We start from the raw sequence: 12,871 nt of genomic DNA on the forward strand, positions 1-12,871 counted from the left end.
ATTGACTATTCCACAATTGTATAAATCCTCCGTTACCGATGAAAATATGCGCGGAATGAAATAAATTCCTTATATTTGCTATTATCCTAACCGTATAAATAACATTCATTTACATGAGAAACATCTTATACGCACAAATATTTTTTATTCTGATTATCGCATTTGCTACTTCCACAAAGTCTTATGCTTTTAATGTGGCAAAACACATATCAAACGTTAACGGACTGACAAATAATTCAGTAAACTGTATTTTGGAAGATGCGGAACATACAATCTGGATTGGGACATGGGATGGACTGAATGCATATAATGGAAGAGAAATTACGACATTCAGATATAGCAAAAACAATCCTAATTCTATAAGTAATAACGTTATCCGCCAGATTATTGAATGTAGGGGTAGTTTATGGATAGCAACAGATAATGGAATCAATCGGTTAGATAAACGAACCCGTCAAATAACAAGGTATTATTTAAGAACAGATAATAAAGTACCCAATCAGGAAAAGTCTTTTATTTTAGGAAAGAGTGCGGCTGGAAATATCATCTGCCTCATAAAGGGGCTGGGTTTCTTTGTTTATAATGATTCTGAAGATGAGTTTAATCCGATTAACACAGACTTTGCAAGTCATATAAAGGATTATTCTGTGAATGATTCCGATCATGTGCTTTTCCTTTTAAATAATGGAAATACCGTGCATTTGACTTACAATCTACTCGTTAACGGAGGGAAGCAGAGTGATTTACGTACAGTCGGCATACAGACTCCTGTAGATAAGATATTTCTGTCGAAAGGCAGATTTATCTTAAGCAAAGACAACAAGCTTTTCCTTTTAAATCCCGACTTCACAGTTTCCCAATGCATTGAGCTGGATAGTAACAAACCTGTATCGCAGGTTATTTTAGCAGAGAACAAGATGTACGTCAGCTTTATAGAAGGGGGATGTATTCATTATGATTTAAAAAAGAATACTTTTACCTACCTGAACGAACTATCCAGTCAGTTATCAATCTTCACTCTTTATTCCGGTAGTCAGAACATATTGTGGATAGGAACGGACGGACAAGGATTAATTCAACTTTATCATTACGACTCTTTATTTGAAACCGTTCACACCAGTCACCCTGTGAGATGTTTTTGTGAAGATGAAGATGGTAATATTCTGATAGGAACAAAAGGAAGCGGAATAAAACTGTTGAACCCTGCAACGAAAGAATTGACAGATTATCTGAATGAAAGTAAAGGGTTGATTTCCAATTCTGTCTATGCCTTGAAAAGAAATAAAGCGAGTGACATTTTTATCGGAACGGAAGGAACCGGAATCAATATACTGAATGCTGCTACGGGACGATTGGAAAAGCTTGAGATACCCGATAAATACCCGCCTTTCAAGGCTGTGTACAACATTTATTTTACGAACAATGATTCTCTTTTATGGGTGGGGACATCAGGGTATGGCTTAATCAAAATAAATATTTCCAGAGAGCAAGGTCGTTATCACGTTAAAGGATTCAGGCAATATAATTCGTCAGATAAGAATATCTCATTGAATAATGATGTTGTTTATGCCATTACATCCGATCCGGAAGACAATATGTTATGGTTTGGCACACGTGGTGGAGGCTTAAACTGTATTAATATAAAAAATAACAGCATAAAATCATTGGAAGATATGGACAGTCGGATTTTACTGACCAATAATGATGTATTGTGCTTACTGCGTGATGATACCGATATATGGATAGGAACAAGTTATGGATTGAACGAGCTGAAAAAGGAGGAGAATGATTTTCACCTGATACAATATGCCGACGAGAAATTGAAGAATAAAACGATTCATGGAATATTAAAAGACCACGAAGGAAAGATATGGATCAGTACCAATCAGGGGTTGTCTAGCTTGAATGTAAAAAACAATAAAATAGATAATTATACTTTGAATGATGGATTGCAGAATGATGAATTCTCTGATGGAGCTTTCTTCAAGGATAAACGTAATTTCTTGTACTTTGGAGGAGTAAGCGGGTTTAGTTATTTCAATCCTCGAAATATACATTTGCGCGAGTTTAATCCTCCACTTATATTAAGTAGTTTGAAGATATATAATACGGTACAGGACATTAATGAACGAATCAGAAAAGAAGTGTTAAAACTTAGCTATGAAGAAAAATTCATGACTTTCAACTTCATAGCCAAAGACTTCATTAATAATGAAAACTGTGAATATGCTTATCGCTTGAAAAACCACTCGGATGATTGGGTGGAGATGGGTAACAATCCGAATATTATCTTTACCCAACTTCCTCCGGGTGAGTACCAGCTTGAAGTGAAGAGCACGAATGGTGACAAAGTATGGGGAGATAACATTTATCGCTTAACTATAAAAGTAGGTTATCCGTGGTGGCTTAGTGTCCCTGCATTGATTATCTATGCCATATTGTGCATTATTATCTTCTACATCACAAAGTCAGTTATCAAAAATCGCATACGGTTAAGCCGCCAGGTTCTTATAGCCCAGGTAGAGAAACGGCATGAACAGAAGATTTATGAATCCCGGCTCAATTTCTTCACCAATGTGGCACATGAATTCTTTACCCCTCTAACTTTGATTTATACACCTGCACAGCACTTGTTAGAACAGGATGGGTTAGATGGCAGTACAAAGAAATATCTCCAAATAATAAAGAATAATGCCGAAAGGATGCAGAAGCTGATTAGTGAGTTGATGGAGTTTCGTAAAACTAAATCGAGCAATATGGATTTGCATCCTGAAAATGTGAACGTAAAATCATTGATGGAGTATGCTTCCAATAATTATGTGGATATCCTGAAAGAGAATAAAATAGACTTCAAGGTAGAGACACATGATACGTCAGAGCTATATTCCGACCGCAATGCTTTGGAAAAAATTATATTCAATTTGTTGTCGAATGCTTTCAAATATACGCCTCGTTATGGATATATTCATGTTGAGATATCACAAAATGAACCTGATAAAACTTTATACTTGCTCGTAAGAAATTCCGGCAAGGGGTTAACCGAGCAACAGATGGCAGAGATATTTGATAAGTATAAGATATTTGATACTCCTAAATTGGATAACTCTGTAAGCAATGGTATAGGTCTAAATCTAACAAAGAGTCTGGTTGAATTATTAGGCGGGCAGATAAGCGTAAGCAGTGAACTGGGAAAAAGTGTTGAATTTTCAGTCGTGATTCCTTCTCTACCATCCGATCATTCACTTGTTATAACGGATGAAAAAGATTCGTTGCAGAAAGAAAAGAACGGGCAGGATCACTTATCCCCTCGCAAAGATACTGTCATACTGATAGTGGAAGATGAAAAGAATATCAGAGACCTGCTGAAAGATGTTCTCTTTGATTATGTGATACATGAAGCAAAAGACGGGATAGAGGCTTTGAAAAAAATAGAACATAATCATCCTGATATTATTATAAGTGATATTGTCATGCCTAATATGGACGGCTTGAGCTTGATTAATAAATTGAAATCCGATTTGAAAACAAGTTATATTCCAATCATAGGAATATCGGCAAAGGCTTCTGTAGAAGACCAGATTAATGCCTTTAACTATGGGGCGGATGCTTATATTGTCAAGCCATTTCACCCGAGGCAGGTTATATCCACCATAGAAAATCTGCTGTCGAGACAAATGCTTTTAAAGGACTACTTCAATTCCAGCATGTCTTCTGTGAAAATAAAAGACGGGATTGTTCTTCATCCGGAAGACGAAGAGTTAATACAGAATGTAACAGACTTCATAAAGAATAATATAGATGATGAGTTATTAAGCCCTTCTTCTATTGCCGAATATGTAGGAGTGAGCAAAGCTACCTTGTATCGGAAGTTCAAAGAAATAATAGATAAGACTCCGAGTGAATTTGTACGAGGCATTAGACTGGAATATGCGGCCAAATTGTTAAGGACAACCAAATTGACCGTATCCGAGATCATGTTCAAATGTGGATTCTCTAATAAATCTTATTTCTATCGGGAATTTTTAAAGCAATACGGTGTATCTCCCAAGGATTACCGGAATCAATAGATAATACAAAAAAGGCAACTAGTTCGCAATGAAAGAGTTGCCATCTATTTTTTATTTTATGAATATCCCTAATGAGGCAGATCCGAGATGACCATACACAAATCCTGTTGGAACGTTATTCTGCAGCTTTGGTCTGTAGCTGTTGCTCCTCTATAGTATTGCAGGTTCCATTGAAACGTGCTTGTGGCTCTATTTCCAATTTGCAAGTATAAATATCACCATTCATCAGACAGCCTGCCTTCAGTGTCAGCAGATCCGTCACGTGTATATCCCCCTTCAATGTCCCTTGCAGTACGGCTGAAACAGAGGTTATATTTCCCGTCACTGTTCCTTGCGGACCAATCACCACCATCTTATGGCAAGTCACATCTCCTTCAATGACTCCATCTACTCGCAAGCTTCCTTCTACTTCAATTATGCCCTTCAAAACTGTTCCTGTAGCTATGGTAGTTAGTTTTAAAGGTTCAGCTGTTGTAATAAAATCAGCTTCTTTGTTCTTCTTTGTTCCAAACATACTATCTGTGTGCTATATAAAATTTCTATCATTTTCTTCCAGTAGATTTGGCAAAAATACGCAAAAAAGAAGAATTTACAAATATGAGTAGAAGAATTACATAGCCTTCACAAGCTCACAAGCGGTTAGAGTTTTGGAAGTGACAAAGTCAGTTCGATACAAACCATACGAATGAAGTTATATCGAACTGACGATAGATTGATTAATAGTTTTCCTTCTTCACCTCGAAGTAAGCCTGCGGATGCAGACATGCCGGGCAAACTTCAGGAGCTTCCTTACCGATTTCAATGTAACCGCAGTTACGGCATTGCCATACCACTTCGCCTTCTTTAGCGAATACAGTCATATTCTCGATGTTATTCACGAAAGCCAGATATCTTTCTTCGTGGCCTTTTTCTGCGATGGAGATATTGCGGTACATAGCAGCAATCATCGGGAAACCTTCCTGTTCTGCCACGTCGGCAAAGTGAGGATAATCCAGTGACCATTCTTCATGTTCACCCGCTGCGGCAGCGCGAAGATTTTCAAGTGTATTACCAATTACACCGGCCGGATAGCTGGCTGTGATTTCTACCATACCGCCTTCAAGGAACTTAAACATACGTTTTGCATGTTCTTTTTCCTGATCGGCAGTTTCAGTGAAAATAGCTGCAATTTGTTCGTAGCCTTCTTTTTTAGCTACACTTGCGAAATAAGTGTAACGCATTCTAGCCTGTGATTCTCCTGCGAATGAAGTCAACAGATTTTTCTCTGTTTGAGTTCCTTTAATACTCTTAGCCATAATTCTTTTTATATTTTAAATTGGTTGATTACCAAACGTAACTTGTCGTACTATTTACAACACAAATATAAGCGATTTGTTCAGAATAAACCTCCTTTTCTTAATGAATAAAAACTATCACCTCATTGATGAAATCTATCGACAGACAAATAGTATGTTCAAAAACATACTTATTTCGATTATTTTATATAATTTTGCAACCTCTACTTTGCAAAAAAGTACAGACTACACGTATAACAACATCTAAAAATGAAGCTATTTGAATTTAAACCCAAACTGGTTTCTTGTCTAAAGAATTATTCGAAAGAAACGTTTATGGCGGACCTGATGGCCGGCATCATCGTAGGTATCGTGGCGCTTCCACTGGCTATCGCCTTTGGTATCGCTTCGGGAGTTTCGCCCGAAAAAGGTATTATCACCGCTATCATTGCGGGATTCATCATTTCCCTGCTGGGGGGCAGCAAAGTCCAGATCGGCGGCCCTACGGGAGCATTTATTGTCATTATCTATGGCATCATACAACAATACGGAGAGGCCGGACTGATTGTAGCCACCCTGATGGCCGGCGTACTCCTTGTATTATTAGGAGTGTTCAAGTTGGGAGCGGTCATCAAATTCATTCCTTATCCTATCATCGTCGGATTTACCAGCGGTATCGCCGTCACTATTTTCACGACCCAGATTGCCGATATTTTCGGTTTATCTTTCGGAGATGAGAAAGTGCCGGGAGACTTCGTCGGGAAGTGGATGATTTATTTCCGTCACTTCGATACGATCAACTGGTGGAATACTATCGTTAGTATGGTCAGCATTATTATTATCGCTATCACTCCGAAGTTCTCAAAGAAAATTCCCGGCTCGCTGATTGCCATCATCGTAGTTACGGTAGCCGTTTACCTGATGAAAACTTTCGGAGGGATCGATTGCATCCAGACAATCGGCGACCGCTTCACCATTAAATCGGAGTTGCCCGATGCTGTTGTGCCTGCGTTGGATTGGGAAGCTATCAGGGAATTGTTTCCGGTGGCTATCACCATTGCCGTATTGGGAGCTATCGAATCTTTGCTGTCGGCCACTGTAGCTGACGGTGTGATAGGCGACCGCCACGATTCCAATACAGAACTGATTGCACAGGGAGCAGCCAATATCATAGCTCCGCTGTTCGGAGGTATTCCCGCCACCGGAGCCATCGCCCGTACCATGACGAATATCAACAACGGGGGCAAGACACCGATAGCCGGAATCATCCATGCAGTAGTGTTGCTGTTGATTCTGCTCTTCCTGATGCCACTCGCACAATATATCCCGATGGCATGCCTTGCCGGAGTACTGGTCATCGTATCTTACAACATGAGCGGATGGCGTGTATTCAAGGCTTTACTGAAGAATCCGAAATCGGACGTTACCGTACTGCTTATCACGTTCTTCCTGACCGTTATTTTCGACCTGACTGTCGCTATCGAGGTGGGATTGGTGATTGCTTGCGTTCTCTTTATGAAACGTGTCATGGAAACTACCAAGATCTCGGTGATTACCGATGAGATCGACCCCAACAAAGAATCGGATATTGCCGTACACGAAGAAAACCTGATGATTCCCAAAGGCATAGAAGTATACGAAATCAACGGTCCTTATTTCTTCGGCATCGCTACCAAGTTTGAAGAGACAATGACACAACTGGGTGAACGCCCGAAAGTACGTATCATCCGTATGCGAAAGGTTCCGTTCATCGACTCCACAGGTATTCATAACCTGACTGCTCTCTGCGAAATGTCGCAGAAGGAAAAGACTACCATTATTCTTTCGGGAGTCAACGAGAACGTGCATAATGTACTGGAAAAAGCCGGATTCTACGAACTGCTGGGAAAAGAGAATATCTGCCCGAATATCAACGTAGCATTGGAAAGAGCGAAAAGCTTGGTAAAATAACGCTGTTTATCAGCTACTTGCAAACCATCTATACCGTGCTTATTGGACATATAGATCCAATGTGTACGGCATATATGACCTGCTTGTTGGATCTATATATTCAGCGTAGTAGGTATATATACTCACCACGCTGAATATATATGCCCAACAAGCGGGGTATATAGATTCATCACGTGGGCAAGAGTCGGTAGAGTGTGGGATGGAAATCATCGACGCGTGGATTGAACAAAATTGAGCCTCTATTTTGGTAAAACAGAGGCTCAGTTCTAACGAAATGCGGGCTTCGTTTCGCTAAAACAGAGCCTTTGTTTCAAGTAGATATAGTATCAAAAAAGGAACTAAAATTATACGCTTTTGCATTCAGGTCTGCTTTCAGGCAAAAACTCCGATGAAAAGGGCTTTTTGGGGAAGAGCTGAAAGCTGAAGGCGTTTTTTTACTTTTATTATTTAGTAGTAGACTTGACCGGAACAAGTACTACATACAATGAAATGATGTAAGAGACTTGAGCAAGTCAAGTATACCTGATACTCTTCCAGCAGGAATTCATAACGAGTACTGCAAAAAGTGATAGATAAGATTTGGAGTTTAAATAAAAGAGATTGTCCGTCTCTTTTATTTTCAAAGCTTCTATTGTAGATACATGTATATCAAAAATGGAAACATCACCGGCTAGTTACCGGAACAGGAAATAGGAAAATCAGTTTTTCCTACTCCTATTAAATCTGTGACATAAGTTCCGCAAACTTTTCAAGCGACTGCACATGATACTTCTCAATAACCTCAATGCATTGGTGAAGATAATCTTCGGGCATTTCCACTCCATTCCATTTGTACCAACGCTTCACCATTTCAAAACCCGCATGGTGCTTCTTTGCGATATTCCAGATGGTGATGATGTCATCTTGTTCTTTTCTTAATTTTAACCGTTTCAATTCAAGTACTCCCTTGTAGATTTTGATTTCTTCATCATAGATGAGCTGTTTCCTCAGCGTCAGTTCGTCATCTCCCAGAAAAGTGACATGGGTCATGAGTCGTCGTTCGTCACTGAACTCGGCTACAGCGATGCCATGGGCGGAAACAATGAAATAACCGCCGTTGTCCCTGCGAGTATACAAGACATCCGGATTATTATACACAAAGTAATCGAACAGACTTTCCCCTTTGAGGTCTATTTGATAATGGTCAATGTAGCGCTCCTTGTATCGTTGCATGAAGTGTGCCGTGTAATGCATTACTATATTGGAAGACTTGAAACCTGTTATTTGGATATAACCATTGCTTGAAGCACCGATAACGGGAGCATAAGCTTGAAATCCCAAAGCATGCATATACGAATTGTATCTCCCCTCTATCGTCCATACATTTCTTCGGGTGGTGGTGATAGTCATACGTTGGGGTGCCACAGGAAATGGACTCATCATCGTTGCTTTCTTACGAACCTTATCTATAAACATGTTCGCTTTGGTCGATATTGCAATGAGGTCCTTATGTGCTTCGGCATATAGTTCCTCCCGGCTCATACTTGTCAGATACATACTTGTTTTTTTACAGGAGACAAAGGTAGTATTTATCTCCAGACCGGACATCATCCGTCGGACTTTTTTTTGATAGTTGGATATACTGAATGTAAACCAGACCCGGTTCTTCATTAAAGGCATCTTTCCAGCCCCGTAAGAAAGCACTTCTGGTGATTTTTAAAAGCTTATCGGCTGCAAGCCAATTCACCGTATATTGATGGATTACAAAGCGGGCTGCCACAGAATCCCTTCTCCGGCAGCCCTTTTTTCATTAAATTAAAAAACAGAGAGTATGATACAGTTTATTCCTGACCTCCCCCTAAAGCACGGTATAGGTTAATTAAACTTTGTATTTCAGTAAAATGATTGGCCGTCTGCGAGAGTTGCGCACTAAGCAACGACTGCCGGGAGGTAAGCACTTCCAGATAGGTCGTATTGCCATGCACCGACATTGAAAACCGTGGAAGGTATGAACATTGAAGCTGCCAAAAATCCTAAAAGAGGAGTGCACCAGCGTCTGGAATGTCTGTACAACTCGATGTTATGGCCTGTCAAGAACTTCACGGCAAAGGGCTTCCTCTGGTATCAGGGAGAATCGAACATATCCAACTATCAATTCTATGCTCCGATGATGACCAAAGTGGACTATGCGGACAAAAAAGCTATAGTGACATTCGATAACGCACCTGCGGGGTTGTTCCCTACTTTCTCTGAACTGGAAGGATTCGAGATTGCGGGAGCGGACAACTGCTACGTGAAAGAGAATACCGGATCAATGAGGTTTGTTTCATTATAGGATTTGATAATCCTTCGTACTTTCCCCGTTGCTTTCAGAAGCAGTTTGGGATATTGCCGAAAGATTATGTGAAGAAAGAGATTATGTGAAGAAAGGAAGCTAGTCTTTCACATAAGAAACCGAACAGCCAAAGAGGAATTCTGTTTCCTGTTCCATATTCCACATTTTCTATTGCCCAATAGAGGGATTTTACAGATACACATCTTCCTTATAATTATATTATCCCTATTGGTTTAATAAGAAGCTGTTGCCGAAATACCCTCTTGCTCCAATAAAGCCACAATACGGTCTAACTCTTCATGCGTAGCTTTCTGCAAATCGTGGTCGGGAGTCTCCCGGTCGATCGTATAAATCATCACTTGACGGGGAGCGATTTCTTTCACTGCTTCTATCCAAGGGAGCACATACTTGTCGGATGTATTATCCATATCTTTTCCCTGATAACCTCCTTTCAGGAACATCGTCTGTACAATGCAGTTTCCTTTGAACTCCTTCATTTTCTCGATGATTTTCTTAACAGAATATTTTCCATTAGGACGGTCCAACAGATGAATATATTCTTCATCCACCGTATCCAGTTTCAGGATATTATTATCTATCTTGTTCAATGCTTCGAATACGGCAGGACGATCGATAAATGTAGAGTTACTCAACACGCTTACTTTCGCTTTGGGGAAATACTTGTCGCGAAGTGCAAGAGTATCTTCTATGATTTCCGGGAAGCGGGGATGCGCAGTCGGTTCACCGTTTCCGGCAAATGTCAATACATCGGGAGCGGGACCGTTTGCCTGCATATCTTTTAATTTCTCTTCGAGAGCCGTGCGGACTTCTTCACGGGTAGGAAGACGTTTCTTCGTACGATGTTCGGCATTGAAACCACACTCACAATAAATGCAGTCGAATGAACAAACCTTACCGTCATCCGGCAATAAATTGATTCCCAATGAAACACCCAAACGGCGGGAATGAATAGGGCCGAAGATGGGTGAAGGAAAAATAATAGTCATCTTTTTATTATCATTTACTTCATAAATCTTTGCAAAGATAACCCAAAACTAACAGGTTATCCTATCTGTACGACCATTTTTTATCATCCCAAACAAATTGCTGTTGTTCGATGCCACTCAAGGAACGACCCGGAAATATTGATTCATTCTTCCCAAAAGCAGATGATACAGATCACGCACTTCCTTTTGTGGATGTACCAGGCTAAGTTTCTCCAATCTATCGTGCAGACTATACAATTCGTCCTTTAAACGTTTCGTTACACTATTATGTTCAGCATCTTCCTGTATAACATCCAGCCACGCTTCCAAACATATCAACTGAATATCCATCTGTTCATAACTAACAGTAGACTGCGGATTAAAATCATTGAACAACCCCTTATAAAGATCCCGGAAAAAATCAATATCGTCATATCCCTTCTGATCACTTTGCAACGCTTGCAATCGAAGAGCTGAAATTGTCTTTACACTCAACAATTGCTTAAACAACTTCGTCAGTTCCGGATACAAGAGACTGTTTCTCGTTCCCAACAAATTCTCTTTCACATAGACACATTCCATCTTTTTAGCAGGATGAAATAAAGAGTTGTCCAAATCGAGCATAGCTTGGCGCTGTGCATCCGTCGGCTGAGAACTACCCACCACCTTTGCTATTTCCATCAGATAACTCCCGTACAGACGAATTGCTTTTCTGTATATATCAACAAGCGAGCTCCCTTTATCATATATCTTCCCCTTGTACACAATCTTATCCAACCGGCTTACTACCGTCTGTAAATCCGATATTTTTATTGCATAATCTTCTGAGAATCCGAATCCAGTATCAGGATTCCCTCCCTCTGACGATCGGAACAAACGAATGCGGTCCGGTAAATGATGCTCTATCCATTGGCGGAGCTTCTCCCGTTCAACATAGCAATTCTGGTCCCCCTTGAAAGGATGATACCCAAAATAAATGGCCTGACAATCATCGTCTCCCACTTTTAAGGTCTTTCCACACGAACTCTTCGATTCCCCCCTGCGCAAACCTAAAAGAGACCCAATTTCTTCCGTTATTTCATTTTGCAGCAATTCTTTTTCCACTTCTTTAGAGTAGCGGTCGGCCAGAATACGCGGGTCCGAGGCACCGCAACTTAGCAGATAGTCGTCTAACCTGTCCTTTAAGAACCCATGTCCGATATTCAGACGGCACGAAAGTATCTCTCCGGTTCGAGGATGGCAGATAAAATCGCTCTTGACCCCCGGCATTCTCAAATCATAAGATATAAAAGCACGCTGTTCTGCCGGGATTATCTTCCGGTCTGCATACTTCACCCGCAAGGCATCATGAATACCGGCTTTACGGAATGCCATATTCCAAGCTTCCACTCCTTTCCTTACTGCCTGAAAATATTCCTTCGGGAAAAGAGTGTCCACATAGAAAGTAAGCGGCTTTGACATATCCCAACGAAGAATCAACGAATCTTCCACCATACAATAAGGATCTTGAGAGTAATCTTTGAAACTCAATGTCCGGTAAGGCAGTCTGCGATCCGCCAGACGGATCTGATCTCTTTTCAAGGGAAGTAAGCGTACTGCACAAGTGACTTCCAAAGGCATACTACCTTCAGGTAACACAACGATAGAACTGGACAACATATATCTTTCCGCCTCAGCTCCATGATAGCGCCTGACTGTAAACGATACACCTTCCTCAAAAGGATGTACTTTCATGATTGCCGACATCTCCGGAACCAAAGAACGGATGAAACTATAATTATAGCTGAACCAGTCATCAGCAGTCATCAGATAGTCCGTGATCCGGATAATGGCTCCCTGCTCTTTTGAATAGGCCACCACTGGATAACTTTTACCGGCAGGTTGTATGTTCGACAATGAGAAAGATTGCCGATACGCGCTTTTTTCATCCAGGATACGCTCTGTATAAAACGGCTTTTGAAAGCAAATTGCCCCTTTATCCGGAGATACGATACGCACAACTCCCAGTCCGTCAACCGGACGATTCAATAAATCAAAACCCCGGTCTATCTGCCCACTGACTTCAATTTCCCGCCCGATATATTTTTCAGGTATTTCCAGATAGATTTCTTTTTCCGCCACATACACAGGAAACACTCCGTCGATTTTATTCATCCCGGCAACAAAGAATTCATCAAATGGCTTGACGGAATTCTGTGCCTGAAGCAAAGCTGTGACACACAACAATATACCAATCACATATTTTCTTCTTTTCATGAATCTTTTTATTTACTTTTCATC

Annotated in this window: 7 protein-coding genes and 3 pseudogenes; 4 read left to right on the forward strand and 6 right to left on the reverse strand. The window is 40.5% G+C overall.

Annotated features, from left to right (window positions below):
* The first annotated feature begins 113 nt into the window (after positions 1–113).
* Complete coding sequence (locus tag I2I04_RS03625) at positions 114–4,067, forward strand: hybrid sensor histidine kinase/response regulator transcription factor (RefSeq protein WP_195654324.1); 3,954 nt, start codon at positions 114–116, stop codon at positions 4,065–4,067.
* Positions 4,068–4,182: 115 nt separating this feature from the next.
* Here the strand turns inward: I2I04_RS03625 and I2I04_RS03630 are convergent, their stop codons facing one another.
* Positions 4,183–4,581, reverse strand: coding sequence for a polymer-forming cytoskeletal protein (locus I2I04_RS03630; RefSeq protein ID WP_065539912.1), 399 nt, complete (start codon positions 4,579–4,581; stop codon positions 4,183–4,185).
* A 202-nt stretch (positions 4,582–4,783) separates the two neighbouring features.
* Positions 4,784–5,362, reverse strand: a complete 579-nt coding sequence (rbr, locus tag I2I04_RS03635) for a rubrerythrin (protein ID WP_087318028.1) — start codon at positions 5,360–5,362, stop codon at positions 4,784–4,786.
* A gap of 249 nt (positions 5,363–5,611) precedes the next feature.
* Here rbr and I2I04_RS03640 point away from each other — a divergent pair, with 249 nt between their 5' ends.
* Entirely contained in the window at positions 5,612–7,291 is a 1,680-nt protein-coding gene (locus I2I04_RS03640; RefSeq protein ID WP_143258792.1) for a SulP family inorganic anion transporter, read from the forward strand.
* A 717-nt stretch (positions 7,292–8,008) separates the two neighbouring features.
* Here I2I04_RS03640 and I2I04_RS03645 read toward each other — a convergent pair.
* Positions 8,009–8,941, reverse strand: a complete 933-nt coding sequence (locus I2I04_RS03645) for a hypothetical protein (protein WP_223225865.1) — start codon at positions 8,939–8,941, stop codon at positions 8,009–8,011.
* A gap of 170 nt (positions 8,942–9,111) precedes the next feature.
* A pseudogene (locus tag I2I04_RS03650) lies at positions 9,112–9,252 on the reverse strand (TolC family protein); the annotation flags it as partial.
* 2 nt (positions 9,253–9,254) lie between these two features.
* Between I2I04_RS03650 and I2I04_RS23150 the strand changes: the two are divergent.
* Positions 9,255–9,605, forward strand: a pseudogene (locus I2I04_RS23150) (hypothetical protein); the annotation flags it as partial.
* Positions 9,548–9,694 (forward strand): annotated as a pseudogene (locus tag I2I04_RS23620) (helix-turn-helix domain-containing protein); the annotation flags it as partial. The pseudogenes I2I04_RS23150 and I2I04_RS23620, both read left to right, overlap by 58 nt.
* 144 nt (positions 9,695–9,838) lie before the next feature.
* Here I2I04_RS23620 and I2I04_RS03665 read toward each other — a convergent pair.
* Complete coding sequence (locus tag I2I04_RS03665; protein WP_143258793.1) at positions 9,839–10,612, reverse strand: radical SAM protein; 774 nt, start codon at positions 10,610–10,612, stop codon at positions 9,839–9,841.
* Positions 10,613–10,729: 117 nt separating this feature from the next.
* On the reverse strand, positions 10,730–12,847 hold the full coding sequence (locus I2I04_RS03670) for a DUF5117 domain-containing protein (RefSeq protein ID WP_195654325.1): 2,118 nt from the start codon (positions 12,845–12,847) through the stop codon (positions 10,730–10,732).
* Positions 12,848–12,871: the final 24 nt, after the last annotated feature.

The organism is Bacteroides sp. 1001136B_160425_E2, from assembly GCF_015559655.1.
GTDB classification, from domain to species: Bacteria; Bacteroidota; Bacteroidia; order Bacteroidales; family Bacteroidaceae; genus Bacteroides; species Bacteroides luhongzhouii.

Coding starts and splice junctions, on each gene's coding strand:
- I2I04_RS03670 (WP_195654325.1), bottom strand. CDS start 12,847: ATGAAAAGAAGAAAATATGTGATTGGTATATTGTTGTGTGTCACAGCT.
- rbr (WP_087318028.1), bottom strand. CDS start 5,362: ATGGCTAAGAGTATTAAAGGAACTCAAACAGAGAAAAATCTGTTGACT.
- I2I04_RS03625 (WP_195654324.1), top strand. CDS start 114: ATGAGAAACATCTTATACGCACAAATATTTTTTATTCTGATTATCGCA.
- I2I04_RS03640 (WP_143258792.1), top strand. CDS start 5,612: ATGAAGCTATTTGAATTTAAACCCAAACTGGTTTCTTGTCTAAAGAAT.
- I2I04_RS03665 (WP_143258793.1), bottom strand. CDS start 10,612: ATGACTATTATTTTTCCTTCACCCATCTTCGGCCCTATTCATTCCCGC.
- I2I04_RS03630 (WP_065539912.1), bottom strand. CDS start 4,581: ATGTTTGGAACAAAGAAGAACAAAGAAGCTGATTTTATTACAACAGCT.
- I2I04_RS03645 (WP_223225865.1), bottom strand. CDS start 8,941: ATGAAGAACCGGGTCTGGTTTACATTCAGTATATCCAACTATCAAAAA.